Annotated in this window: 21 protein-coding genes; 14 read left to right on the top strand and 7 right to left on the bottom strand. The window is 35.7% G+C overall.

What is annotated here, in order from left to right; translation table 11 throughout:
* Window positions 1-292: 292 nt before the first annotated feature.
* Window positions 293-1,015, bottom strand: coding sequence for a LytR/AlgR family response regulator transcription factor (locus tag ATE49_RS12030; RefSeq protein ID WP_065082379.1), 723 nt, complete (start codon window positions 1,013-1,015; stop codon window positions 293-295).
* Window positions 1,012-2,082, bottom strand: a complete 1,071-nt coding sequence (locus ATE49_RS12025; protein ID WP_065082378.1) for a sensor histidine kinase — start codon at window positions 2,080-2,082, stop codon at window positions 1,012-1,014. Before ATE49_RS12025 ends, ATE49_RS12030 begins: the two co-directional genes overlap by 4 nt.
* Before the next feature lie 177 nt (window positions 2,083-2,259).
* Here ATE49_RS12025 and ATE49_RS12020 point away from each other — a divergent pair, with 177 nt between their 5' ends.
* The 3 genes from ATE49_RS12020 (at window position 2,260) to ATE49_RS12010 (ending at window position 5,574) form a co-directional block, all read left to right on the top strand.
* Window positions 2,260-2,697: a hypothetical protein gene (locus ATE49_RS12020; RefSeq protein WP_065082377.1), complete on the top strand. Its 438-nt coding sequence runs from the start codon at window positions 2,260-2,262 to the stop codon at window positions 2,695-2,697.
* A gap of 170 nt (window positions 2,698-2,867) precedes the next feature.
* The gene (gene mtgA / locus ATE49_RS12015) at window positions 2,868-3,518 is read left to right on the top strand and encodes a monofunctional biosynthetic peptidoglycan transglycosylase (RefSeq protein ID WP_034871176.1); all 651 of its coding nucleotides are present in this window, start codon (window positions 2,868-2,870) and stop codon (window positions 3,516-3,518) included.
* 19 nt (window positions 3,519-3,537) lie between these two features.
* The gene (locus tag ATE49_RS12010; RefSeq protein WP_065082376.1) at window positions 3,538-5,574 is read left to right on the top strand and encodes a recombinase; all 2,037 of its coding nucleotides are present in this window, start codon (window positions 3,538-3,540) and stop codon (window positions 5,572-5,574) included.
* Here ATE49_RS12010 and ATE49_RS12005 read toward each other — a convergent pair.
* The 3 genes from ATE49_RS12005 to ATE49_RS11995 all read right to left on the bottom strand — a co-directional run bounded on the left by ATE49_RS12005 (window position 5,552) and on the right by ATE49_RS11995 (window position 7,926).
* On the bottom strand, window positions 5,552-5,845 hold the full coding sequence (locus ATE49_RS12005; protein WP_034871178.1) for a hypothetical protein: 294 nt from the start codon (window positions 5,843-5,845) through the stop codon (window positions 5,552-5,554). The genes ATE49_RS12010 and ATE49_RS12005 overlap by 23 nt on opposite strands.
* 216 nt (window positions 5,846-6,061) lie before the next feature.
* Window positions 6,062-7,141, bottom strand: a complete 1,080-nt coding sequence (gene recF / locus ATE49_RS12000) for a DNA replication/repair protein RecF (RefSeq protein ID WP_065082375.1) — start codon at window positions 7,139-7,141, stop codon at window positions 6,062-6,064.
* 32 nt (window positions 7,142-7,173) lie between these two features.
* On the bottom strand, window positions 7,174-7,926 hold the full coding sequence (locus ATE49_RS11995; protein WP_081278469.1) for a UbiA prenyltransferase family protein: 753 nt from the start codon (window positions 7,924-7,926) through the stop codon (window positions 7,174-7,176).
* A gap of 19 nt (window positions 7,927-7,945) precedes the next feature.
* Between ATE49_RS11995 and ATE49_RS11990 the strand changes: the two genes are divergently transcribed.
* The 8 genes from ATE49_RS11990 to ATE49_RS11955 all read left to right on the top strand — a co-directional run bounded on the left by ATE49_RS11990 (window position 7,946) and on the right by ATE49_RS11955 (window position 20,700).
* Window positions 7,946-13,780, top strand: a complete 5,835-nt coding sequence (locus ATE49_RS11990; RefSeq protein WP_065082374.1) for an alpha-2-macroglobulin family protein — start codon at window positions 7,946-7,948, stop codon at window positions 13,778-13,780.
* 131 nt (window positions 13,781-13,911) lie between these two features.
* Window positions 13,912-15,333 carry a TolC family protein gene (locus tag ATE49_RS11985; protein WP_228099769.1) on the top strand — a complete coding sequence of 474 codons (1,422 nt, stop codon included), beginning with the start codon at window positions 13,912-13,914 and terminating at the stop codon, window positions 15,331-15,333.
* 10 nt (window positions 15,334-15,343) lie between these two features.
* Complete coding sequence (locus tag ATE49_RS11980) at window positions 15,344-16,300, top strand: HlyD family secretion protein (protein WP_059345477.1); 957 nt, start codon at window positions 15,344-15,346, stop codon at window positions 16,298-16,300.
* Window positions 16,301-16,308: 8 nt separating this feature from the next.
* Window positions 16,309-17,514, top strand: a complete 1,206-nt coding sequence (locus ATE49_RS11975) for an ABC transporter permease (protein WP_059156268.1) — start codon at window positions 16,309-16,311, stop codon at window positions 17,512-17,514.
* Between the two features lie 310 nt (window positions 17,515-17,824).
* Window positions 17,825-18,259, top strand: coding sequence for an SRPBCC family protein (locus ATE49_RS11970; protein ID WP_065082373.1), 435 nt, complete (start codon window positions 17,825-17,827; stop codon window positions 18,257-18,259).
* A complete protein-coding gene (locus ATE49_RS11965) occupies window positions 18,243-18,620 on the top strand; it encodes a VOC family protein (protein ID WP_065082372.1) in 378 nt (125 codons plus the stop codon). Before ATE49_RS11970 ends, ATE49_RS11965 begins: the two co-directional genes overlap by 17 nt.
* Window positions 18,621-18,672: 52 nt before the next feature.
* Window positions 18,673-19,590: a Dyp-type peroxidase gene (locus tag ATE49_RS11960; RefSeq protein ID WP_065082371.1), complete on the top strand. Its 918-nt coding sequence runs from the start codon at window positions 18,673-18,675 to the stop codon at window positions 19,588-19,590.
* A gap of 63 nt (window positions 19,591-19,653) precedes the next feature.
* A complete protein-coding gene (locus tag ATE49_RS11955; protein ID WP_045178867.1) occupies window positions 19,654-20,700 on the top strand; it encodes a glutaminyl-peptide cyclotransferase in 1,047 nt (348 codons plus the stop codon).
* A 56-nt stretch (window positions 20,701-20,756) separates the two neighbouring features.
* Here the strand turns inward: ATE49_RS11955 and ATE49_RS11950 are convergent, their stop codons facing one another.
* Window positions 20,757-21,392, bottom strand: a complete 636-nt coding sequence (locus ATE49_RS11950; RefSeq protein ID WP_059345481.1) for a peroxiredoxin family protein — start codon at window positions 21,390-21,392, stop codon at window positions 20,757-20,759.
* Between the two features lie 92 nt (window positions 21,393-21,484).
* Here ATE49_RS11950 and ATE49_RS11945 point away from each other — a divergent pair, with 92 nt between their 5' ends.
* The 3 genes from ATE49_RS11945 to arsC all read left to right on the top strand — a co-directional run bounded on the left by ATE49_RS11945 (window position 21,485) and on the right by arsC (window position 22,909).
* Entirely contained in the window at window positions 21,485-21,826 is a 342-nt protein-coding gene (locus ATE49_RS11945) for a winged helix-turn-helix transcriptional regulator (RefSeq protein WP_065082370.1), read from the top strand.
* Window positions 21,827-21,932: 106 nt separating this feature from the next.
* On the top strand, window positions 21,933-22,547 hold the full coding sequence (locus ATE49_RS11940; protein WP_009090550.1) for a deoxynucleoside kinase: 615 nt from the start codon (window positions 21,933-21,935) through the stop codon (window positions 22,545-22,547).
* A 14-nt stretch (window positions 22,548-22,561) separates the two neighbouring features.
* Window positions 22,562-22,909, top strand: a complete 348-nt coding sequence (gene arsC, locus ATE49_RS11935) for an arsenate reductase (glutaredoxin) (protein ID WP_065082369.1) — start codon at window positions 22,562-22,564, stop codon at window positions 22,907-22,909.
* A gap of 72 nt (window positions 22,910-22,981) precedes the next feature.
* Here arsC and ATE49_RS11930 read toward each other — a convergent pair whose 3' ends face one another.
* Window positions 22,982-25,378, bottom strand: a complete 2,397-nt coding sequence (locus tag ATE49_RS11930) for a hypothetical protein (RefSeq protein ID WP_065082368.1) — start codon at window positions 25,376-25,378, stop codon at window positions 22,982-22,984.
* Window positions 25,379-25,439 lie beyond the last annotated feature (61 nt).

Raw genomic sequence — 25,439 nt, 5'->3', positions numbered from 1 at the left:
GTCTATCTAATTAGTAGATGTTTATTTTTGATATTATTACCACCTGAATAAAAAGAGTGTACTGTTATGACTTGTTAAAATTATTGTGTTATATTTTGTGTAATTGATATCTTAAGTGTTAATTTAGTCACAATTGTTTAATTAGTGAAATTGTCTAAAAAAAACTAAAATGAATAAGATTTAATGACCGTTTATAGAAATTTCTCTGCTTGTTGGAGTCAGTTTTTTTTAAAAATCCAATAATTATATTACTTTTTTATGGACTAAAGTTCACTAATTATGCAATTCAGATCTAATTGCCTGCTATAAGCCCGCCGGAATACTTATCAAAAAAATCATTTCGGTATACCTCACCAATAGGGATCTCGTGTTCACAAATATAAATAGTATGGCTGTCGAATGATTCAATATGCTGCATATTCACCACATAAGATTTACTAACCCGCAAAAAAAGTGGAGATGAAATTTTTTGATGAATGGTTTTAAGATTCATAGCTGTAATAAGCTTCTGATTTTGTGTGTAAATAACAACATAATCTTTTAAGCCTTCGATAAAGAGAATGTCATCGAGCTGGATTTTATAATATCTTTTATCCGCCTTTATCATTAGAGAAGCGTCATTACTGGCCTCAATTGTATTTTTTACTGTAGCCTGGGAAAACAATTCTTTATATGAAAGGGCCTTGTCAATCGCTTTTTTTAATCTCTGCTTTTCTACCGGTTTCAATAGATAGTCTATAGCGTCCAGTTCATAACTTTTCAGCGCATACTGAGGATAGGCTGTTGTAAAGACAATCAGCGTTTCTTCAGGAACCATTTCTGCAAATTCCAATCCTGTTACTTTAGGCATCTGTATATCCAGAAATATAAGATCAGTTTTATTCTCTTTTAGAAAACTAAGAGCAGTAAGAGCATTAGAAAATTCTCCCAGTATTTCAACAGAAGATACTTCATTAATTAATGATCTCATTTCTTCTCTTGCCAACGGCTCGTCGTCTACAATTATACAGTTCATAAGGATAGGGGTATTGTTAAATTTACAATATATTCGGTTTCTGTCGAAATAATATCCAGACTGTACTGATTTTGGTACAATAGCTCCAGTCTTCTTTTGATATTCTTAAGTCCTAAGCCGCTATAACGGTCTTCTTCCAGAGATAAATCCGGACTTACAGAGTTTCGGCAGGTAAAAATTAATCTGGAATTTTCTACAGTAAAATCAATTATAATATAGGTGTTATTATCCGCAAGATCTACACTGTGTTTAACAGCGTTTTCTACAAAAGTCGTAAACAGATTTGGGGGGATAAAAATACTGTTGAAGGACTGAATATCCTGATTGTGATTGATGACAGCTGTGAAATTTTCACGTCTTAATTCCTCAAGATTCAGGAAATTGGAAAGTGAATTGATCTCGCCTGTAAGCGGAGTCGTCTTGTCGTTGTTTTCATAAAGTTGATAACGCAAAAAACTCGAAAGCTTCATCAAAACCTCTGTAGCCTGCTCCGGATTTTTTCTGATCAATGCTTTTACATTATTCAGCATATTGAAAAGGAAATGTGGATTAATCTGATTTTTTAGCACATCCAGTTCCATTGACAAAGAAAGATTTTTAAGCTCAGAAATTCGTTCTTTATCTTTTATCCACCTCTGGAATAGTTTCAGAGTTGTGGTTGTTAATATAATTGGTGTAGAAATAATGATACCGCTGTACAAGCTTTTGTCCTCCCGGAATTTGAATGTAGTGTTGTTATTGATGATATAGCTTATAAAAGATAAACTGACAGCAACCAGAATAATGAGCAGAAGCAGATACAGTAGATATTTGGATCTGAAGAAGAAATAGGGCACCAGAATATACATGTTGACATAAAACATGGTAATAAAAACAGACCATCCCAGCAATACCATGTAAAATTTATAAATCTGTGAAGAATCTGATGTTACTTTGGGGTTACTGCTATAGAATAAAAGGAAAAGCCCGATGATAAAAATAACATGACGGATAATCCTGTAGCGGTCTTCTACAAGAAACTTAATAAAACCATTGACCTGAATGTCCTGGACATCTTCCATATTCATATTAATAATTTGCAAAACTAAAATATTCGGAAGTATTATTTAAAAAATTATACAAACCCGTCATCCTTTTATACAAAATTATAAATGACAGTTTTGTATAAAAAAAAGCGGATTTGATATAAAAATAAAAATTAATGTGTTCTATTTACCTTCTTTTGCTCATTATAATTTAATCTTATGGACCTAAAGGAATTCACCGATTTATCCAACCTGATCCTGAATGATAGTACTTTAACAGAGCAACAAAAAGAAGAAAAAATAGTACAGCTTGCAGATCTTAGCCGTTTTATAGAATGTTGCAGCTCTTCTATAAAAGGATCTGAGTACGTGCTAAAGGGAAAAGTAAATGTAATTGTTGACGAAGGCGGGGACAAAGGAATTTTCTTTTGTGATATCAATAGTCTGCATAATACCGTTTCATATAAACAGCTGGCTACAGAGGCTAAAAGAAATCATGGTGGGGTTAAAGAATTATGGTTTGTATTTGTAAGGGAAAGAGACACAGAGGATGCAAACTCTGCATTGGATTTTATCCGGCAAAAAAATATCGACAGTTTATTCGATAAACTTTTCTTCTTTGACTTCCTGAAAAGACAAGTTCATTCCCTGAACTAAAAAAAACAACAGAACGTATTGAAAAATAACCTGTTATTGCACTTAAGCGATATCAGGTTTGTTTATTTATAGGTATAGGCTCATATAACTTTTACATATCGGCTTTTAAAACAATAATCAATATTTTTTCAAAAAATTAAAAAGCTTATTTTTGCGACATATTTCGACTTATGTGGAAGTTTATTAAAAGAGTTATTTTTATTGTTATAGTCTTCAATATACTGGCTGTAATATGGGGAAGATTTTTTAATCCGCCTATTACTTTTATTCAGTTGGGAGGGCTTGCAGAATACGGAAAATTAGACCGCGATTATATTTCGTTTGATGAAATGGGAGATAATGTAAAGCTTGCGGTAATAGCCAGTGAAGATCAAAACTATTTCAAGCACAATGGTTTCGACTTCAAAGCTATTGAAAGAGCAATGAAGCACAACGAAAAGAAAAATAAGAAAACTGTTCAGGGCGGAAGTACAATTTCCCAGCAGACAGCCAAAAATATATTCCTGTGGAACGGGAGAAGCTGGGTGCGGAAAGGTCTTGAAGTTGTTTATACTTTTATTATAGAGCACCTCTGGAATAAAGATATTATTCTGGAACGCTACCTGAACTCCATTGAGATGGGGCGCGGAGTGTTCGGTGTAGAAGCTGCTTCTAAATATTATTTTAATAAATCTGCAAAAGATTTAACCAAAAGCGAAGCTGCCTGGATTGCAGCAGTGTTACCAAATCCAAAGAAATATGATCCTAAAAATCCGTCGCCGTACTTACAGAAAAAGCACAGCTGGATTATGAAACAAATGGGTTATATGAAGTTAAATTGATATCTTAGCAGTACAGATTATGGGAAGGCTCCTCAGAAGAAATAAAGATAATTTTAACAATATTCTAAAGAAATATTTCGTTTTTAAAAACGAAACAAAATCCTTAGAACCTCTTAAAGATGTATTTAACAGTATTGTACAGGAGGATTTTGAGGTCTTTTTAGCTTATCTGAAGAATAATCCGGAGATATGTGATAATTTCGGATATTATATCCGGAATCTTTTTGACGGAAAACCCTTCAATTTATCCCTTACTGAAGCCGATATCCTTTCGGAGAATGCCTTTTATCCGGAATTAAAGAAAAGAATACTAAACAAAATTCTGCCTTCTGTAGATAACGAAAATTCTGTTTCTTATCTGGTAGACACTGTTTCTGTACATACCAAAAAAGATCTGACTTACCTGAAAAGCATTTCAGATGCTGAGATGGATGAACTTTTCAGACTGCTTAAAATCGATGATTTTATTCGCAATCCAAAAGTGAAAAATGAGCTAATGTTCTCTATGAATATCCTGGCGTGGCGTGTTATCGGAAATGCGCTGGATGTAGATGTTGTGAGAATGGCGCCGGAGTACAAAAACTTCGATAATCCGTTTTTGGCATTACAAAATGAACTGGATTTGCTTTTAGAAGAGTTTAAAAAAGATCCTGCAACCGAATTGAATTCGAAATCAGAGATCTATAAGCAAATGAAGGTCTACCTGCAGCAGTGTCAGGAGTTTGTGAATCTGGCCTTTAAAAATGCTTCTAAATATGGGATTTCCAATAAGATTAATCAGTCTTTGCTGAAGATCCGTCAGCAGTTGGAGAGAGTAAGCATTATTCTTAACCTGCTGGTAATAGATAATCCGGATGATTACCTGAAAAAATCAAGACAATTATTTTTCAGTATTCTGGATTTCAAATCTCATAAAAATAATATTTCAGATCTTGTATCAGACAGTACAAGGCTTATTTCTCACCTTATTACAACCCATACTTCAGAAGTAGGGACCCATTATATTACTACAGGAAGAAAGGATTATTTTAAGATGCTTCTGAAGTCTTCCGGTGGTGGTGTTATTGTAGGGGCATTGTGTGTACTGAAAATGTTGTATAGTTATAGTCATAGTAGTGATTTTGTACATGCATTTATGTATTCTTTTAACTATGCGATGGGATTTGTAATGATCTATCTGATGAATTTCACCCTTGCTACCAAACAGCCGGCAATGACGGCTGCTACTATGGCAAGAGTACTTTCCGAAGGACGTAATACCAAGAAGAATTATATAGATTTTGCACACCTTGTTTCTAAGTTATTCCGTTCACAGTTTATTGCTTTCGTTGGGAACGTATTGCTTTCATTCCCTGTAGCATTAATCATTATTTACGGGTTAGAAATTATTTTTAAACAAAACCTTGCAATAGACAAATCATCCAAATTATTACAGGATCTGGATCCTATACATTCTAAAGCTATTTTCCACGCCTGTATAGCAGGGTTTTTCCTTTTTATTTCGGGTATTATAGCCGGAAATGTGAGCAATACAGGAGTTTTTTATCAGATTCCAAAGCGTATTGCAAAAAATCCGTTTATCAATTATTTCTTCGGAGAAAAGTTTGCCAGAAACCTATCTGTCTATTATTCCCGTAACTGGGGCGGAATTGTATCCAACTTCTGGTTTGGTATTTTCCTGGGAGCAACAGCGCCAATAGGGCTTTTCTTAGGTCTGGATCTGGATATTCGACATATTACATTTGCGGCCGGAAACTTTGCGTTAGGTCTTTATGGTAAAGATTTTAATGTAACCACTTATGCTTTCTGGATCTCCTTTATAACAGTCTTCTTAATAGGATTCTTCAACTTCCTGGTAAGCTTTGGATTATCTATGGTATTGGCATTCCGTTCGAGAAAAGTAAATATGGGGGAGGTAAGATTGATTATCGCAGAGATCTTCCGTTATTTCTTCAGAAACCCCTTGAGATTCTTCCTGCCAATCCGTTCGAGACTGGATGAGCGTGCAATGGATCTAATGAAAAGTACGAATATTACAAAAACTGAAGGTCATTAATCTTTTCTTCGCCGATTACACCACGGAATTTTTGTAGAAAAAAAGTCTTACGCATTCTGAAATCATTTTTCAGAAGAGGTGATTTAATTTTTATATCCAGCATACCGTCTTTCAAAGAGACACTGGTGATTTCCTGATAAAGAGATTCGTCCAGATAATCTTCAAGAAAATCCCGGATAGCAATAGCCTCCATTTTTTCTTCCAGCCCGTAGATCTTTATAAAAGATTGAACCAATTCAGAAGACATATATTCGCGTTTCTTTTTTTTCATTTCTAAATCTATTGATTTTATTCAAATTGTGTAATCTCTAATTATAATAAATTTATTAACCATAGAGGAACATCGTTTTAAAGTGGTTTAAAGATACTTCTGATACACTATAGAAATATAGAGGTCTGTGTTTAACTATGTAAAACGACCAGTAATCTGTATTCTATGTATCTATGTGGTTTTAGTTTTTATCACTTTCCAAAGAATTGTGGACAACTATAACTCAAAAATTCTGCTTTCTTCATTAATACGTTGTACAATAGATTGTGTACGGTCTTTATGGGTATCCGTAATAAAAATTTGCCCGAAGTTCTCTTTATTTACCAGCGCTATTAACTGACTTACCCTGTTGTCATCCAGTTTGTCAAAAATATCATCCAGTAAAAGAATAGGTGATTTTCCGGTGATATCTTTTATCATCTGCATTTGCGCAAGCTTCAGACTGATAAGGAAAGTTTTCTGCTGTCCCTGTGATCCTGTCTTTTTTAGTGGAAACTGGCGCATAAGAAAATTAAGATCATCCTTATGAGTACCTCTTGAGGTATAAGTCAATATTCTGTCTTTTTCCAGATTCTGAATCAGAATTGCTTCAAAATCCTGTTCTGAAAGATCAGACTGGTAATTGATTTCTATGTCTTCCTTTCCATCAGAAATCAACTGGTAGAATTTCTGTACAATAGGAGAGAACTTCTCATTAAACGACTTTCTCTTCTCATGAATTATATTCCCGGACTTTATCAGATGGTGCTGATAAATATCCAGAGAATCGGCATCAAAGTAACGGTTCTTCTGAAAAGCTTTTAGTAAAGCATTTCTTTGCTGAATCGTTTTTTGGTATTGGATTATATGGAAAAGATATTCGGTATCGGTTTGAGAGATCATACCATCCAGAAATCTTCTGCGCGCTTCCCCCGAATCTGATATCAGATTGTTATCATAAGGTGAAATAATAACTGAAGGAAGAAAACCTATATGATCAGCAAGCCGATCGTACGACTTGTCATTTTTCTTAATAATCTTCTTAGAATTCAGCGGCTGCTGAACTTTTATAATATTTTCTTTTTCATCGTCAGCTACCATTGCTTCGATGTTGAAGAACTCTTCACCTTGCAAAATATTATTCTGATCTGTATTGCCCAGAAAACTTTTTCCAACCGAAAGGTAATATAATGCGTCTAATATATTAGTCTTGCCTACGCCATTGTTCCCGACAAAACAATTGATTTGTGGTGAAAAGTCAAATTGGCGGAAAGCATGATTTTTAAAATTGTTTAAGCGAATAGATTGTATCAGCATACTTGGAAAAAACTTGTGTAAAGATACAACAATCAGAATAATTTCTGAAGGAGATGAAGCAAAAACGGAAGGCCGCTAACGGTTTCTACTCCGAAAGAATAATAAGCATCAGGCCTCGATGGCTGAGCGAAATAAATAAATATAAAACCAACAGCTACAGACAGTGAATAGCAGAAAGCGAAATCTGATTGTAAGGAAAAAACAGCAATGAGTGATGAAAAAAATAACAGCAGATAAGCCAGATATTTAGTATTCTGAATACCGATAATCTGCGGAAATGTAGTAACAGTATCATATTGCATATCCCGAATGTCAAAAGGTAAAATAAGACCTGAGACTAAGAAAAAAGTAATGAAGAAAACATCCCATTGTATCACAGGCATAATAAGCCAGGAATTGATCAGCGCCCATACAAGAGCGACATGAAAGATTTTGATAAACGGAATTTTCCGGATAAATGTATTAAGAAACTGAGTGTTATATAAAAAACCTAAAATGATGATAAAAAGCCATTTAATTAATGATTCAGGATGATGCCTGTGAATAATAACTGTGACACAAAAGATAAAAGTGAGTGTATTGAAAAGCAATACATAACCAAAAAGCCTCCGTGTCATCTGGTATTTTGTATACAGATAACCATTCAGAAAAGTAAGGAATATAAGAAGGATAAGTGCAGAACGGAACGGTATTCGCTCTGCCATAAAGAACAGTGTAAGTAAAGTTCCCATTAAAGAAACATAAATCTGACTGTCTACAATGTATTTTTTAAGTAAATTTAACACACATCAAAAATAAATATTTATGCAACGCATTGCCAAAATTTTTAGCCTGCTGTTGGTCATTTTATCGGGTATCTCATTACATGCCCAGAATTACTATGATCAGCAATGGAAAAAGATTAACGATAATTATGCAAAAGGAATGGTAAAATCCAATTTGCCAATAGTATTGGATATTCAGAAACAAGCTATGAAAGATAACAACACCATTGAGTTAATCAATGCCCTGAAGGCAGAGTTTGTCATTGTCAACCAAACGCGTGACGATGAGAAAAATGATTCTGCAAGCCAGTTTTTTGACAAAATAAAAAAGCAGGAAAAGAATCTGAAAGGAGACGAGTTATTAGTGTATCGTGCTTTACAGATAAAGTTTGTGGACGATTATTTAAAACGAAATCAATGGAAAATTCAGGACAGAACCAATATAGACAATCAGGACTTTGGTCAGATTGAAACCTGGTCTAAACTGGATTTTAAGAAATACTTTACACAGGGCTTCAATGATCTTGGAAAGGTTAAAAATGAAATTCGTAAAATTTCCATGACCAAATATCAGAAGTTATTTACCAATACACAGGATATTGCTTACTTCCCGTCTGTTCAGGACTGGGTTGCTTTACAGCATGTAGACTTTTTAAAGGATAATGTATTATTTACGCCAAATGAATTAAAAGCAAATAATGCTAAAATTCTGGAAATTTATAATGATCAGATTGCATCTAATTCAGGAAACCCTAAATTGTTTTATGAATATCTTAAAGCCCAGTATGAGGTAAGTTTTGGTCAATTATCAGAAGCGGAAGCCCGCAAAAAATATGAAGCAATTATAAATTCTTCCACAGATGGAGATTACAAAATCTATATTCTGAATGATATAGCTGGAGGTCTGGCTTCTGCAAATCCTAAAGAGGCAATGTCTATTTTGAAAAAAGCAAAGGAAATGTATCCTAAGAGCGAGTTTCAGAATAATATAAAAAATACAGAGAATAGTATTACAACTCCGGTGATCACGGTAAGTTATGAATCGTTCACATTACCTCAACAGCCTATTCACTTATCTGTTAACTATAAAAATGCAGATGCTTTTGCCATGAATATTTATCAGGTAACTGATATCAATTCATTTATCAGCCATATTAAAGACAGCTATAGAAACCCCTTGTTAAAGGTTGCGAAACAACTGGTAAAAAAAGAAAATTATCAGTTGAAGAATACAGGAGATTATAAAAACCATATTTCTTCTGTAGAACTTTCCGCATTGAAGAATGGTCTTTACATTGCTGAATATATTGTAGAAGGGAAATCTCAGGGAAGCTACTGGTTCTCCGTAACAGATTCCCGTATTATCTATAATAAAATTTTGAGTAACGGGTCTAATAATGTACTGAGGCTGATCAGCAGAAATAATGGTGAGTCTAAGAAAAATACAAGCCTTACTTTTTATGACTATAGCGAATATAACAAGCCTGTAGTTAAATCTTCTGCTAAAACAGATCCGCAGGGTATTTTTGTGTTCCCGGAAAATAAAACCCAAAATTACAAACGTTATTTGATTGAAGATTCGGAGAAAAACATCAGCTTTATAGAAGCTTATGGCGGGAATTATTATGATCAGCCACGAGTTGATGCTGCCGAAAAGACAGCTCAGATATTTTTGGACAGAGCTATTTACAGACCCGGACAAACTGTTTATTTCAAAGTGATTAATACCCAATACAGTAACAAAAAGGAAACTGTTGTAGTTGGGATGAAGCAAAAAATAACGCTTGTAGATGCCAATGGTGAAGATGTTTCGGAGCAGACATTTACAACAAATGAATTTGGGAGCTACAGCGGAAACTTTATTTTGCCAAAAGGAAAATTAAACGGTCAGTTTATGCTGGAAACGGATGAAGGTTCCGTAAGCTTCAGAGTAGAAGAATACAAACGCCCGAATTTCGAAATTACCTTTGAAGATATTAAAGGTGAATATAAATTTGGCCAAACCATTCATATGAAAGGCAAAGCTGTTTCGTTCTCGGGAGTTCCGCTAAGCAATGCTACGCTGAATTATGAAATTAAGAAACAGGATATTCGTTACCGTTATTTCTACTGGTTCACACCAACATCTAACGAAAATTCAATTCTGGGAACTATTAAAACCAATGAAAAGGGTGAATTTGATATTCCTGTAGACCTGAAAAAAGATGACAAACTAAAAGGAATACAGGTAAACGAATATGTGATAAATGCATCGGTGACAGATACCAATGGCGAAACACAGGAGAATTCGTCAACATTCCGTGTAGCCTCTGTAAGCCATTTTATAGAAACTGAAGAAGTAAAACCAGCTTTTGCAAATGAAGATATAAAGGTGAAGGTTGCGACTAAGAATTACAATAACCAGAAGCTGGGGAAAAGCTATCAGGCAAAACTGAGTCTTCTGGAATCTCCTGAGCGTATTTTCAGAAATAATTTTAAAGATTTTGTACAGGATATTCCGGTATTTTCTAAAGAGAATTTCATTCAGAAATTCCCACACGATTACTTTGATAAATCCGAATTAGCGAATAACAGAAAAGAGAAACAAACAGTACTGCAGAAAACAGCTGCCGATGAAGAATTTAATCTTGGGAAATTGGCTGCTGGAACTTACAAACTGGAATTCTACAACATCGAAGGACAGGATACTATAAAAACTGAAAAAGTCTTCGAGGTATGGGACAGAAAATCTTTAGGAAATGGACAGAAACCTTTCTTCAGATTAATGAATAATCAGAAAGATTATGCAAGAGGAGAAAAGGCCAAAGTATATCTTTATTCTGCTATCCCGGAGGCTAAAGTGTATGTATATGTACAAAACGGAAACGGTGAGACTAAAACCGAAGAAAAATATATCAAAAACGGTGTGTTGGAGTATGAAATTGCAATTCCTACGGATCCGGCTGTGAAGCAACTGAACCTTCAGTTTACTTTAGCAGCTTATAATGATATTCAGACACTTTCTACAAACTTGCCGGTTCGTAATGAAACAGAACCTATGAAGATAGAACTTACCACTTTCCGTGATAAGATTCAGCCGGGAAGCAAAGAAAAGTGGATGGTGAAGATTACCGGAAAGAACAAAGAAAAAGCAGTTGCTGAATTATTAGCTAATATGTACGATATGTCACTGGATCAGTTCGTTGCTAATACTTATACATTCAGAAATTTCAATTTCGAAAGATTTATACAGCAAAATTATGGAGTGGGTACAGAAAGTCTAAACTCTGTACGCTTTAATAAACGTGAAAAATATTTGAATGCTAAAACCGTATTTGAGCCTTATTTTAACTGGTTCGATCAGTATGGAGCGCTAGGTGGACTTGCAACTAATGTCAGAATTAGAGGAGGATCCACATTACGGAAAGCTAATGTAGCTTATGAAGCTACTGCGGATATGGCATTACCAGCACCTGTAGCTGCTGCTAAAAAAGATAGTGTAAAGACTAGAGATGTAGAAGCAGTTGTAGTTACTGGATATGGTAAAGCGAAGAAAAAAGAAGATCTGGACAAAGTTCCTGTTCGCAGTAATTTGAATGAAACTGCATTCTTCTATCCAAACTTAAAAACAGATAAAGATGGAAATGTAAGTTTTGAATTTACATCTCCGGAAGCGCTAACCAAGTGGAAGCTGATGTTCCTGGCACATGATAAAAATGCTAATGCTGCAACACTGGAGCAGACTATTGTTACACAGAAAGATTTCTCGGTTACTCCAAATTATCCAAGATTCTTACGTGAAGGTGATGAAATTAATATGCAGGTGAAGCTGAATAATCTTGTAGAAAAAGCTTTAAGTGGTAGCGTACAGCTGCAAATTCTGAATGCTGATACCAACGAAGATATTTCTTCAAAATTCGGACTGAATAATCTGATTCAGAATTTTGATATCAATGCAACTTCAAGCAAATCTGTTAACTGGACTTTCAAAGTGCCAAACGATGTTTCCGGAATTATTATAAAAACGGTTGCAAAAGCAGGGCAGTACAGTGATGGTGAACAAAAAGCAGTTCCGGTATTGCCAAACAGAATGTTGGTAACGGATGCCTTACCAATTTTTGTAAAAGAAGGGCAAACTAAGACTTTTGTACTGGATCAGTTGAAATCGAATAACTCGACAACAATTGCCAATGTTTCTAATACATTAGAGCTGACAACCAATCCAATTTGGGAAGTGCTGTTTGCATTACCAAGTCTGAAGAATGATATTAATAATTCAGCAGATGTAGTATTCAATAAATGGTTTGCAGATGTTCTGGCTTCTGAAATATTTAAGGCTAATCCGAGAATGAAGAAAATCTTTGAAGAATATCAGGAGAAAGGCTTATTGGAAAGTAATCTGGAGAAAAATCAGGAACTGAAGCAGCTTTTATTAGAAGAAACACCTTGGGTATTCGAGGCTAAAGATGAGAAACAGCAAATGCAAATGTTAGCACGTCTGTTTGATGCCAATAATATGCGTAACTCTATTTTAGACGATTGGAGCACACTAAAACAATTGCAAAATGGTGATGGTGGGTTCTCATGGTATGCAGGTTCTCCAAGCAGCTTCTCTACATCGCTTTATATTCTTAAAAATTTAGGAAAAGTAAACGAATGGCTGAAAGATAAAGGCGGCGTGAACGATTATCAGAATACACCGCAAAATGAAATGGTAAGTGCATTAACGGCTTATTTGGACCGTGAGATCAACCGTTACTGGAAACCAAAAGATATGAATCCGTGGAGCAATCTGGTATTGGATTATCTGGATACACGTCATTACTGGGAAGCTCAATACCCATTAAAAAATACAGGCGCAACACTGAAATCTCAGGTTATTGCTAAAGCAAAAACAGCTAAGATTACAGATTTTACATTCTACGGATTATCAAGAGCTGCATTATTATTCAATAACTATGGATTGAAAGATGTTTCTGATAAACTGATGACCTATCTGAAAGAAACGTCTACAGATACTAAAACTCAGGGTGTATACTGGAAGCAGAATCTGGATGCATGGGGCTGGTATGCTTCGAAAGCAATTAACCATGCTTTGGCAATGCAGGCATTCAATAAGCTGAAACCTAATGATGCAATTATAGAAGATATGAAAATCTGGCTGATAACTCAGAAAGAAGTCAACCATTGGGAAACCAGCCGTGCTACTGCAGAAGTTATCTATACAATAATGAACAGCGGTAAGTCATGGACAACTCCGGAAGCGGACAAAGCAACTGTAGTCTGGGGTGGTAAAGAGTTGACAAAAACTGATGTTCAGGCAACAGGTTATATCAAGTCTGCTGTAAAATCTCCTGAACTGGATAAAAAACTGGCTGAAGTAACCGTAACCAAACCAGGTCCTGGTATTGTTCAGGGAGGATTGTTCTGGCAGTATTATGAAGATTTGGATAAAGTGAAATCTTCTGAAACCTATATTTCTGTGACCAAAGAGCTTTACAAAAAAGTGAAAACAGAAAACGGAGAAGAACTTAAAAAGATTACAGCTGATACACCACTTCGTGTAGGAGATAAAGTAACAGTGAGAATGATCCTGAATACAGACCGTCCAATGGAGTATATCCATATCAAAGATATGAGAGCCGCAGGATTCGAACCAACAGAAGTGTTATCCGGATACCAGTGGAAGAATAATTTAGGTTACTATCAGTCGACTAAAGATGCATCTACCAACTTCTATATAGAACAGATGCCAAAAGGTAAATATGTGTTCGAATATGATGTGGTAGCTAATATTGCAGGTAAGTTTTCTAACGGAATTACGACAATGCAGAATTACTACGCGCCTCAGATGAATGCACATACACAAGGAACAAATGTTACTGTAATGCCATAAAAATGAACTTATACACTTCCTGTAAGCTTTGATTTTATGGGAATTGAGGGTTAAACTAACTTTAATGGAAAAAAGAGGATTAAAATTTCTCTTTTTTCCATTTTTTTTGTATTATTTTTGTGAAAAATAGAATGATGAGGAACAGATTATCACTGTATGGGATAAGCTTGTTTTTACTCCCTGTTTTGGGATGGGGACAATCGGCTCCCGACTTCAAAGAATTGCTGGAAAGTGCTATTGTACGCGATGCAGATTTAATGATGCAGAAGACCAAAAATAAGGTCACAGAACTCGATCAGCATAAACTTAAAGATATCTTTCTGCCTACACTGGAAATTAGTGGGCAGGCAGGTTATCTTAATGCGACAACCCGTCTGAGTTCTCCGGAAATAAATCTGGAACCTTTTCTTACTATTCCAAGCGGACAGTATAGCAACAATCTTAATATTTCAGGGTTTTCAGGAATCGCGAAAGCAGATGCAAAAATGCTGTTGTATTCCGGTGGAAAAGTGAAATATCTGAATAAGGCATTAGAAGAAAAGAAAAAGTCGGAAGATATCCTATTGGAAAAAACACGTGATGAGGTTATTACAACCGTTTCCCGTGCTTATGACCAATTGGCGCTAATTCACCAGTCCAAAATTGTTCTGGATGAAAGCAAGAGAAGACTGGATGCCAACAGAAAAACAGCAGATAAAGCTTTAGGTTATGGTCTTATTACACCATACGATCATAAGAAAATTGAACTGGCTCAGGCAACCCTGGATGCAAAGGTTGTAGAATATGAAGGAAAGAAAGAACTTCTGCTGACACAGTTGGAAGTATTGACGGGAGTAGAAAAAGAAAGATTACGTTTGATAAACCCTGTATTGGTTCCGGTGGAAAGTCTTCCGTTGCAGAAAAGCATCGAAGAAAGAGCTGAAATTCGCGCACTCGATCATGGAATTAATGCTGCAGATTATAAAATACAGGCAGAAAGAACATGGTGGGTTCCAAAAGTTCAGTTAATGGCTTCTTTATACTATATTGGTCTTTATAGTAACAGGATCAAAACTTCAGATAATATTATTCCGGCAATTCCGGAGCTGAATTATCCGGGAAGAAAACTTGACTGGAGACCCAATAATCTGGCAGTATTTCCATTGCTTACTGCGGGAGTAGGATTCAAATGGGAAATATTTGATGGTAAGGAAGGTAAACATGCTGAAGAACTGGCAAAAGTAAATAAAGAAATGCTGCAGACTCAGAAATATGACGCTACGAGAAAGCTGACACTGAATCTGGCCAATAACCAGTCTAATTACGATATTGCCTATGCGCAAATTGCATTGAAAAAGAAACAAAAAGAACTGGCACAGAATGCATTGGTTCAGGCTGAGAAAGAATTCCGCTACGGAATGGCAAAATCTACACAGCTGATAGAAGCCGAAAATGATCTGGAAGCTGCAGAGCTAGACTACCAAAACGCGATATTCAACCAGAGAAGAGCAGCTATCGAGCTGATGAAATCTACTCAGGAATTAGATGTAACCAAGCTTTATCAAGGTTTATAAAAAGAACATTATGAAAAAAAATATCTATATACCTCTTTTCAGTTTATTTATTCTGGGCAGTTGCGGAAGCGATAAAGGCAACATGTCCGAATTTGAAGGGAAAACTAAAAAGGATGTTATTTCTTTTGCCCCTAAAGTTACCGGAAGAATTGTGAAAATATTAGTAAGTGAAGGTCAAACTGTAAAAAAAGGAGATACACTGGCTTTATTAGATATTCCGGAAGTTACTGCTAAAATAGCTCAGGCAAAAGGGGCTGTAAGTGCAGCTCAGGCACAAGAGCAAATGGCAAAAAATGGAGCAACTGCAGACCAGATGAAACAACTTCAGGCTAAATATAAAGGTCTGAAAGAGCAATATGATTTTGCACAGAAATCTTTCAGAAGAGCATCCAATATGTATAGAGACAGTCTGATGTCCCCACAAGCCTATGATGAGGTTTACGCTAAACTGCAGGGAGCAAAAGCACAATTCGATGCAGTAAATGCGGAACTCGACGATGTAAAGAGAGGAACGCGCTATGAAAAAATAGAAATGGCTGCCGGACAGGCTTCTCAGGCTCAGGGAGCTTTACAGGAAGCTAATGTAGCATATTCCGAACGTTATGTTATTGCAACAAACGATATGGAGATAGAAACCATCAGCCTTAATCCGGGAGAATTGGCAACAGCAGGTTTTGCATTGTTCAACGGTTATATTCCTTCGAGTACTTACTTCCGTTTTACAATTCCGGAAAGTAAGATTGCTAAATATAAGAAAGGTGAGGAGGTGAAAATGCAGGTGGTCTACAACAAAGAAGAGTTGGAAGGAACAATTGTTTACATCAAGCAGCTTACCCGCTATGCTGATATTACAACCGCTTATCCGGACTATCAGCTTCAGGATGCTATTTATGAAATCAAAGTAAAACCAAAGGATATGAAGAAAGCTCAGAATATCCTGGTGAATGCAAATATTATCCTGAAATAATAAGGTCTATGAAAGAATTTCTGCGTCTTTTAAAGCGAGAATTTAAGCTTTTTGTAGCCAATGATACCTTGAGGTCAGTATTCTTTCTGGCTCCGATTCTGTATGCTGTTTTATTAGGTTTTGTTTACCAAAGCGGAAAAGTAGAGAATATTCCGGTATTGGTTGTAGACAGAGACAACACTCCCTTGTCTAATCAGCTGACTGATATGCTGGATGATAACAGCAGTATAAAAGTTATTAAATATATACAGGAGCCACAAAGCATAAAGGATGAAGTTATAAAAAATGAAGCAGCTGCAGTGGTTATGATTCCGGCAAAATTTGAGGCAGATATGCTGCAGAAAAAATATCCGGAGCTTAATGTTTATGTGAATACCGGAAATGTTTTAACAGCTAATTTTGCTTCTAAAGCACTACAGCTTACAATTGGTACTTTCTCTGCGGGAGCTTCTATAAAAGGTCTTCAGAAAATGGGAATGCCGGCTGTTAAAGCTGCAACCCAATACGAGCCTTTTAAGACTAATTATATTACCCTGTTTAATACAACCAGTAACTACCTTATCTTTATGTGGCCTGCGATGCTTGCAGTAGTGCTGCAGCAAGTAATCCTTTTGGCAATGGCAGTAAGCTTTGCTGCGGAATTCCAGAGAGGGTCGTTTATTAAAGAATATTACGGAATGCGCAGATGGGCTTTCCCTACCATGCTGATAAAAGTAATTCCGATATGGTTTTTCTCGATTCTTATTGTAGGAATCTATTACCTTATGCATATGATCTTTAAGGTTCCAATGCCGGAAGGTATTTTTAACTTTATATTGCTTACTGCAGTTTTTGTTGGATCTGCATCATTTCTGGGAGTATTTATCAGTATTCTGATTCCGGATGCATTAAAGGCTACACAGATCTTAATGGTATTGGCGTCGCCGTCTTTTATTATCAGCGGTTTTACATGGCCGCTTAGTGCAATGCCGGCGGCGGTACAGTTTTTAGCGAATATTATTCCGCTGACACCATTTTTACAGGCATTCAAAATACTTCTGATTCAGAAAGGCTCTGTTGAACTTACTTATCCGTATTTACAACATCTGATTATTCTTCTGATTGTATATGGGGTTTTAGGCTGGATTGCTTTGAAAATAAAGTTATGGAAGATGTTCCGCTATCTTAAGCCTGAAGAAGTAAAGTCTGAGGACGAATTAATCGATTTAAAATAAGAGCCTGTTTAATTTTGATTCAAAAAAGTATTAGGCTTCGATAGTTCGTCATGCTCACTATAGACTTAACTCAGCCTGACACCTCTAAAAAGAGGATAATTGATATGAGCAATGTCACTCTGAGCCTGTCGAAGAGTATTAATAATAAAATTTAAACAGGATTTAAATTAACTTATTCTTTAAGTGAATAAAATTAAAAGGTGAGCTTGCTCACCTTTTTTTATGAAATACCTCATGAAAATTCATAAACTTTCATAAATAGGCGAAGAATAACTGAAATATTGTTTAGCTTTATTGGAAAATATGGGTTATGTCAGTTATCATTACCGAAACATATAACGTACCTGTAGAACAAGTATGGAAGGCTATTACCGATAAAGATGAAATGAAAATCTGGTATTTTGATATTCCCAACTTTGTTCTTAAAGAGGGAGCTGTATTCGATTTTTTTGAACCCGGGGATGAGAAAAAATATCTTCATCGCTGTCAGGTACTTGGTTTTGAACCTAACAGGTTTTTAAAGCATACCTGGACACACCCGGATCATAGCAGAGGCTCATCGGAATTGTTATGGGAACTTGAAAAAACAGATAACGGAACAAAGCTTACCTTAACACATACAGGATTGGATAGTTTTTCAGATGCCGGAGCCGACTTTGCAAAAGAAAATTATAAAGCGGGCTGGAATGAAATTCTGGGTAAATCACTTAAAAATTTTTTAGAAAATAATGGAGATAAAGTTTAATACACTTACCCCTAATTTATGGACAACAGAATTAGATGAAACGATTGAATTCTATACAACAAATTTAGGGTTTCAGTGCCTGAAAAAAGATGAAGAATGGCAGTGGGCATTGCTGAAAAAAGATGATGTTGAGATTATGTTTTCTAAACCTAATGAGCAGATTCCTTTCAAAAGCTCAATGTTTTCCGGATCATTTTATTTTAACATTCAGGATGTTAATAATCTTTGGGAACAGCTGAAAGATAAAACAGAGATATGTTATAATATTGAAGATTTTCCGTGGCAAATGCGGGAATTTGCTATTTATGATAACAATGGTTATATCCTGCAGTTTGGTCAGGATATAGAAACTTTGAAATAATTATTATTGGAGTAAATTTATATTGATTTAATCGTTTTTTTTGACAAATAATATGGCTGTACAATCACAAAAAGTAACAGATAATCCTAATGCCAATACCTATTTCATGGTATGGAATTTTAAAAACACAGATAATATTAAAGAAGCTTTTCAGAGAGTATGTGCTTTGGTTTCGAATCTTAATAATTCCGCAGCAGTACGTTTTCCAAATGTAAGGGTTAGCTGCGTTATGGGAATCGGTTATAATGCATGGAAAAAGCTGGAACTTCAGGAACCGCTACCTAAAGAGCTTGATATCTTTAAAGAAATAAAAGGGGAGAAGCATACAGCTGTTTCTACTCCGGGTGATTTGCACTTCCATATCAGGGCAGATCAGTTCAGTATTTGTTTTGATATGGCCACAGCAATCTCCGATGTATTATCTCCTGTTGCAAGCTGTATAGAGGAAATACATGGTTTCAGATATTGGGATGGAAGAGCCATATTGGGATTTGTAGACGGAACAGAAAACCCACAGGGATCCGACCGCGATTTCTTTGCAAAGGTAGGAACAGAAGATGAGGTGTATGAAGGGGGAAGCTATCTGTTTGTACAGAAATATACTCATGATATGAAAGCATGGAATTCATTGCCTGTACCAGAGCAGGAAAAAGTAATTGGCCGCTACAAAGCAAGTGATATAGAAATGACAGATGACGTGAAGCCTGCAAATTCGCACAGTGCTCTGGCTAATGTAGGAGATGATTTCAAAGTGGTTCGGGATAATATGCCTTTTCGGACAAGTTCTGAAACCGGAACTTATTTTATCGCCTATGCCAGTACATTCAGTACCGTACAAAAAATGCTTGAAAGTATGTTTGTTGGTGATCCTGCAGGCAATTATGACAGAATACTAGACTTCAGTACTGCAAAAACCGGAATTTTGTTTTTTGTACCAACAATGGATATGCTTGGTGATTTTTCGGGATAAAATTTTGTACTTTTGACTCAATTATAAAAGGGGATGAATACCCCTGAAAATAAAAATAGGTAAATGAAAAAAAATATAGTTATAGGGCTTATGGCTCTTACACTTTTAGCTTCCTGTAACAAGGAGAAAACAGTTATAAAAAGTATTCAGGAATATAATGCTACAATGCAGGACAAAGGCTATCATTTCGGAGATAAGATAGCTTTGCCTTCCGATGTAACAGGAAATGCAGAAAGCATCAGTATAAGCTTCGGAGATAAAGAAAGTAATACACTGACTATTGACCCTAAATTTTTCACACTGGGAGAGAATGATGTAACATTCAACATTAAGATGAAAGATGGTAAAGTGATCAACCAGGATGCAACAATTAATGTATTTGCCTCTAAACCTGAGCAAAATCTTACTTATGAGCAGGTTGCTGAATATCCGCATGATCCGAAAAATTTTGTACAGGGATTTCAGTTAGACGGAAATACAGTCTATGAATCAGATGGACAATTCGATCAGTCCAGATTGATTAAATATACATTAGGACAGACCCAGCCTATTGCTGAGGCTAAACCTAGTCCTGCTCCTGGAACTCAGCTGGTTGAAAAAATATTCTCTGAAGGAAGTACAATAGCCGGAGATAAAGTGTTTCAGCTGGACTGGAAAAATAAAATTGGTTTCATTTATAATAAAGCCAATTTACAGCAGATAGGTCAGTTTCAGTATCCAACTGAGATGACAGAAGGCTGGGGGCTAACTTATGACGGCAAAAACCTGATTGCTTCAGATGGATCTTCTAATATCTATTTCCTGGATGTTAACGATCCTTCCAAAGTGGTAAGAAAAATCGGAGTAGCTGGTTCAGAAATGGCATATGGTCAGATTAATGAACTGGAGTATTATAAAGGATTTATTTATGCTAACGTATGGCAACAGCCTGTGGTACTAAAAATTGATCCTGCAACCGGGGAAGTGGTAGGGAGATATGATTTCTCTAACTATGTAAAATTACATACCAAAGGATCCGATGATGTCCTGAACGGTATAGCCTTTAAAGGTGATAATATGCTGGTAACCGGTAAGAACTGGCCGAAGATATACGAAGTAAAATTAAAGTAAGCGAAAGCTTACTTTAATTTTTTCTGCTCATAGCAAATTGGCTTTGAGGCTTTAGTCTAGAGCTGATTTAATAATTCTTCTATATTAACACGTTTCATATAATCAGGGTTCACAAATTTATAAGTTATAGTAGCATGAGAATCGAGAACGTAAACAGCAGGGATTGGCAAAGAGTATTGTTCTGTCTGATTAATTTGAAGTAAGTCTATTCCCATGGCTTTATAATGAGGAATAACAAACTCTTGTAGCTCAATATCGATTCCCAATTTTTTAGCGAGTAGATTACCTTTATCCGATAAAATTTCAAATTCAGCATTTTGCTGTTGCTGCCATTCAGCATTAATACTCGATGGTTGTGGTGTAATGACAATCAGATTTGCATCTTTTGCTTTAAACTGGTGAAGTTCATTTTGTAGTGCTTGGATTTCCAGGTTGCAGTAAGGGCACCAGCTTCCTCTGAGAAAGGCGATCACTAGTTTGTTTTTTAACAGATCTTTTAAAGAATACGTATGTCCGTCAAAATTGGAAAGTTGAAAATCCGGAAATCTTTCTCCAATTTTAAGACTTTTACTTCCGGTTTGTTTCTCTTCCAAATCCTGAACAGATCTTTGAAAAGCCTGTAATGTTTCTGCAGGAATTTGAGATGCTAATACTTCGTTGAATTGAGCAATGTTTTTTGCTAAAATATCCATATGATTTTATTTAATTTTGCAAAGATTTATAACTATCCGGAGATAGGCAATAACGCATAAATTTGTCCCTATGGGATAAAAAAGTCAATTTTATGAATACAAAGGAAAGAGCGATAGAAGAAAAAATATGTCCACTTGAATTTGCAGTAAATGCAATAAGCGGAAAATGGAAAATCCCTATCGTTTGGCAGATTAATGAAGGTAAAAAACGTCCCAGTGAATTTATCAAAGGAATTGGTAAAGTAGACAGACGCGTTCTTAATCAGCAGCTTAAAGAAATGGAATCAGCAGGTCTTTTAACAAAAATTTCCTATCCTGAGTTGCCACCACGTGTGGAGTATTCCCTTACACCTCTTGGTGAAGATTTGGTAAAGGTACTGTGGCAGCTTAATGAATGGGGAGAAGTATTGCTGGAAAAAAGTAATAAATCGTAAGTATACATCCTACACAATGGAATTCCGGACTTTAGTCATTGTTTTCAAAATGGGTTTGCAATCGAGCCAAACAAGCTTTATCTTTACACCTCGAAAAAAATAAGATATGCACATTGCGGTAACAGGAAATATAGGGGCTGGAAAAACCACGCTCACAACGATGTTGGCTAAACATTATGGATGGGAAGCGCAGTTTGAAGATGTAGATCACAATCCATATCTGGATGATTTCTACCACGACATGGCTAAATGGGCGTTTAATCTTCAGATTTACTTCTTAGGAAGTCGCTTTAAACAAATTAAAGAAATCCGTGAGAGTGGTAAGAATGTTATTCAGGACAGAACGATCTATGAAGATGCTCATATATTTGCTGAAAACCTTAACGATATGGGGCTTTTAACCGAAAGAGATTTTAATAACTATAAGTCAGTATTCAATCTGATGAAAACTTTTGTATCAGCTCCGGATTTATTGATTTATTTAAGAGCAGATATCTCTAAACTTGTTGCTCAGATTGCAAAAAGAGGCAGAGACTACGAAGCCGGAATCAGTATCGATTATCTTTCGAAACTGAATGATAAGTACGAGAAATGGATCAAAGGTTATGATGAAGGAAAACTGCTTATTATAGATGTTAATGATATTGACTTTGTTGAGAAGCCAGAAGACTTTGGTTTTATCTTAGATAGTATTGACAGTAACCTGAATGGTTTATTCTAAAATTTAACCAGGCAATGGGAATACAAATCTTACATAACAGCAGATGTTCTAAATCCAGAGAAGCATTACAGTATCTGGAAAATCAGAATATAGGTTTTGAACTTATTAATATTATTCAGAATCCATTGAATAAGCAAGAAGTAACATCAGTACTGCAAAAGCTTGGGATGAAAGCAGAAGATTTGGTGAGAAAAAGCGATGCACTATTTAAAGAAAAATATGCAGGACAGGAATTAGATGAAGAAGATTGGGTTAATGTCTTGGTGGATAATCCAACGCTAATCCAAAGACCTGTTGTTATAAGAGATAATAAAGCTGTTATCGGAAGACCATTGGAAAATATAGTAGATTTTCTAAAATAATCTAAGCTATTTATATAAAAAAGCAAAAGGACTGAAGAGTATTTCTTCAGTCCTTTTTTATAGTATTAGGGATTATGGCATTGTCCCGTTATAGTATAAAGGTTTGTCATCTTTATCAAAACCTATAATAATAACCTGATAATTTTTCGGGGTATCATTATTATAAAACTGTATTGCAGAAGGAGCTTTTTCCTGAGCTTTTAAATCAGGATTCCAGTATAACACATCACGCGTGTCATTCGGAATACTTTTATAGGCTTCTTTGCTGTAATCCGGGTTATAGAATTCTGCTACTTTATCATAACCTAAAATAGTTGCAGTATTATCCATAAAAGGATCTTTTACGGTTGGAGTAGCGGGTTGGATATCTCCTCTCCGTGTATATATAGCAACAGCATTTCCAAGCAGTCCGGATCCTTTGATAACTTTTACCATGGCAATATTACTTACAGGTGTACTATTGATCATGCTGGCATCCATAGGAACTTCATCAAGGTATAATGCAGCTTTCCCCCCTCTCATATATGGTACGTAATTTCCACCAGTATCCATTTGGAAAGTTAATCCGGCAACTTTACCTTGTAACCATTGTAATATATTTTGAGAGCCTTGTGCATCCTGATTTTCATTCACGAGATCGAATACCTGTTCATTCATACTTCTAAATATTCCGCTACTCAATTTGTCATTAAGTATTCTCTTCTCGTCTCTCTTTTTAGCTTTTAATTGTACTTCTTTGATCAGAATTTCATTGTCATGTATAAGCTTCTGATTCTTTTTGTTAGCTATTGCACGGGCTATTTCCGGTGCAGGAGTATCATTTGCAGCCTGGCGGTCTTCCAGATGGTATTGTGTAGCAGGTAATGAACTTCTGTAGGTAACAAAATCAACAGTTGGTTCAAAAGCTATTCTAAGATTGGGAGGATTACTAGCTGCTTTGTTTAAAGTATTTAAAAAATAGGTGACTTTTATAGGTTCATCAGTATTTATATTATTTAACATGAAATAACCTCCATCATCGGTTTGTACTTCATTAATTACTGTGTTGTCAAGCGTTTTGAATATCAGGTTTGCAGAAGTATTTGGAAGAGGTCTGCTGTTGACTGTCAATTTTCCTCTGTAAGAAAAATAAGGCTCAGGTTTGTATTTTATATCAGGTGTTCTTCCTGCCATTACAGCATTCCAGTCAAAACGATTCCATTTTTCAGAAATCAGAAGACCATCCAGAGCTTCTGTATTTGCATTTTTAGTGAAATACTGTGCCGGTGCGGTTATTTTTGAAGAGAAATCACCAGTAAGCCATAAAGCACTTAAAATGTTATTTTTCTCAGTGTTTTTAGCATCATCCCGGACAACCACGGTATAATTGGAATAATTTTCCTGGGGCGGAATTTCAATTGTATTGTATGCACGTGGTGTTTTATCAGCTTGTGAATATGAAACGGTGGGCTGAGTTACATGTAGCTGTGAAGGATCAATGAAACATAATCTTTGAGCAACAAGATTCTCTTTTTCGTCAAATACAGCCAACTGTAGTATACCATTCATTTTATTACTGATAGAAGATGGGATGGTACTTGAAGCTTCTTTATTATTGATGCTGATATTGGCTTTATAGGCCAGTAAATTACTGACAGTACCAATAACTTTATAGTCTTTCAATCCCGAAAGATTATTGCTTTTCAATGTATACTGAATACCTTTCGCTGTATTGGCTATTTGTATATGTACACCAGTATCTTTGGCTACAGGCAAATCAATATTTTGTTTTACGCCGTTATTATCTTCAACAACGATTTGGTATGTCTTTCCTTTTTTGGGAGTAAGGTTGAATACTCCTACATTCTGATCCAATCCTTTGAAGCTGATAATTTTTTCAGCAGGATTATCTTTGTCTGTTACATAACCATGCCATTCGGATGGAGGAGTGCCTTCGGTTTGAAGTCTTACAGCGAATTTGGTAGGAAGATTTTCTATAAAGGTTCCGCCTTCAGGATAGGCCTTAGCCGTCCATTTGGAATCCTTATTGATAACCAGTCTTTGCGGAGATGCAGGATTGTATACCGGAACAGGCTGTACAAGCTGGAAGTCCTCACTAAAATTGGCCATCCATGTCGTATAGGCCCTCACGAAATAAACATCCTCTTTTAGTTTTTCAGAAAGATTAATGCTGCCGTTACCCTCACCATTATTGATAGGAAATACCTTTTTGGCAATTATACTTTTATTGCTGTCATACAGTTCAACAAATAAGGAAGATGATATTGTGGATCGGTTATAGCCATCAAAGACAAATGCTTTGAACCACATATTCTCTCCTGAAACATATTTCTCTTTATCAAAAAGAAGATAAACTTTTTCCTGAGAATACTTTTGATCAAGTACTTGTATTGCCTGATCAATTTTACTTTGTGCTTTTATATTGTAAATGAAAGATAGACAGACTGAAAGTATAATTCTGTTTTTCATGCTAATAATGGATCTTGATTTTTAACTTAGAAATTTAGTGATTTTTCAGATATGTAGCATT

The organism is Elizabethkingia miricola (genome assembly GCF_001675285.1).
In the GTDB taxonomy this organism is placed as follows: Bacteria; Bacteroidota; Bacteroidia; order Flavobacteriales; family Weeksellaceae; genus Elizabethkingia; species Elizabethkingia miricola.
This window is presented reverse-complemented; position numbering and strand designations above follow the sequence as displayed.

What these genes read in the sequence shown, in the direction of transcription:
- ATE49_RS12030 (WP_065082379.1), bottom strand. Translation starts at nt 1,015, where the DNA reads ATGAACTGTATAATTGTAGACGACGAGCCGTTGGCAAGAGAAGAAATG.
- ATE49_RS12025 (WP_065082378.1), bottom strand. Translation starts at nt 2,082, where the DNA reads ATGAATATGGAAGATGTCCAGGACATTCAGGTCAATGGTTTTATTAAG.
- ATE49_RS12020 (WP_065082377.1), top strand. Translation starts at nt 2,260, where the DNA reads ATGGACCTAAAGGAATTCACCGATTTATCCAACCTGATCCTGAATGAT.
- mtgA (WP_034871176.1), top strand. Translation starts at nt 2,868, where the DNA reads ATGTGGAAGTTTATTAAAAGAGTTATTTTTATTGTTATAGTCTTCAAT.
- ATE49_RS12010 (WP_065082376.1), top strand. Translation starts at nt 3,538, where the DNA reads ATGGGAAGGCTCCTCAGAAGAAATAAAGATAATTTTAACAATATTCTA.
- ATE49_RS12005 (WP_034871178.1), bottom strand. Translation starts at nt 5,845, where the DNA reads ATGAAAAAAAAGAAACGCGAATATATGTCTTCTGAATTGGTTCAATCT.
- recF (WP_065082375.1), bottom strand. Translation starts at nt 7,141, where the DNA reads ATGCTGATACAATCTATTCGCTTAAACAATTTTAAAAATCATGCTTTC.
- ATE49_RS11990 (WP_065082374.1), top strand. Translation starts at nt 7,946, where the DNA reads ATGCAACGCATTGCCAAAATTTTTAGCCTGCTGTTGGTCATTTTATCG.
- ATE49_RS11985 (WP_228099769.1), top strand. Translation starts at nt 13,912, where the DNA reads ATGATGAGGAACAGATTATCACTGTATGGGATAAGCTTGTTTTTACTC.
- ATE49_RS11980 (WP_059345477.1), top strand. Translation starts at nt 15,344, where the DNA reads ATGAAAAAAAATATCTATATACCTCTTTTCAGTTTATTTATTCTGGGC.
- ATE49_RS11975 (WP_059156268.1), top strand. Translation starts at nt 16,309, where the DNA reads ATGAAAGAATTTCTGCGTCTTTTAAAGCGAGAATTTAAGCTTTTTGTA.
- ATE49_RS11970 (WP_065082373.1), top strand. Translation starts at nt 17,825, where the DNA reads ATGTCAGTTATCATTACCGAAACATATAACGTACCTGTAGAACAAGTA.
- ATE49_RS11965 (WP_065082372.1), top strand. Translation starts at nt 18,243, where the DNA reads ATGGAGATAAAGTTTAATACACTTACCCCTAATTTATGGACAACAGAA.
- ATE49_RS11960 (WP_065082371.1), top strand. Translation starts at nt 18,673, where the DNA reads ATGGCTGTACAATCACAAAAAGTAACAGATAATCCTAATGCCAATACC.
- ATE49_RS11955 (WP_045178867.1), top strand. Translation starts at nt 19,654, where the DNA reads ATGAAAAAAAATATAGTTATAGGGCTTATGGCTCTTACACTTTTAGCT.
- ATE49_RS11950 (WP_059345481.1), bottom strand. Translation starts at nt 21,392, where the DNA reads ATGGATATTTTAGCAAAAAACATTGCTCAATTCAACGAAGTATTAGCA.
- ATE49_RS11945 (WP_065082370.1), top strand. Translation starts at nt 21,485, where the DNA reads ATGAATACAAAGGAAAGAGCGATAGAAGAAAAAATATGTCCACTTGAA.
- ATE49_RS11940 (WP_009090550.1), top strand. Translation starts at nt 21,933, where the DNA reads ATGCACATTGCGGTAACAGGAAATATAGGGGCTGGAAAAACCACGCTC.
- arsC (WP_065082369.1), top strand. Translation starts at nt 22,562, where the DNA reads ATGGGAATACAAATCTTACATAACAGCAGATGTTCTAAATCCAGAGAA.
- ATE49_RS11930 (WP_065082368.1), bottom strand. Translation starts at nt 25,378, where the DNA reads ATGAAAAACAGAATTATACTTTCAGTCTGTCTATCTTTCATTTACAAT.